A 421-nucleotide genomic window follows, 5' to 3' on the forward strand; every position below is an offset into this window, starting at 1 on the left:
GTACCGGACCGGACAGGAAGCGGAGGGCGCTGTGCGTGGCGTCCCGGGCACGCGAGGTGAGGGCTCCGCGGGGCCGGGCGAGGAGGTGGCGGACGCCTGGGCGGAGCTCGTCGCGACGGCCCGCCGCACCGTCGCCGACGGCCTCGTCGTCGGCACCTCCGGCAACGTCTCCGTACGGGTCGGCGACACCGTCCTCGTGACACCCTCGGGCGTCCCGTACGACCGGCTCGCCCCGGCCGATGTGACGGGGGTGGACCTCACGGGCCGACAGGTGATCGGCACGCTGGTCCCGACCAGCGAGCTGCCCCTCCACCTGGCCGTGTACCGCACGACCGGCGCGCGCGCCGTCGTCCACACGCACGCCGTGCACGCCACCGCGGTCTCCACGCTCGTCGACGAGCTCCCGGCGATCCACTACATG

General features: G+C 75.1%; 1 protein-coding gene. It reads left to right on the forward strand.

Going from position 1 to position 421, the window contains the following annotated elements; all coding sequences use genetic code 11:
• Positions 1-31: 31 nt before the first annotated feature.
• Positions 32-421, forward strand: a 390-nt coding sequence (locus tag LPA54_RS40015; protein ID WP_228985330.1) for a class II aldolase/adducin family protein, incomplete at its 3' end; no start/stop codon positions are given.

Source organism: Streptomyces sp. DH12 (genome assembly GCF_020873895.1).
Classification (GTDB): Bacteria; Actinomycetota; Actinomycetes; order Streptomycetales; family Streptomycetaceae; genus Streptomyces.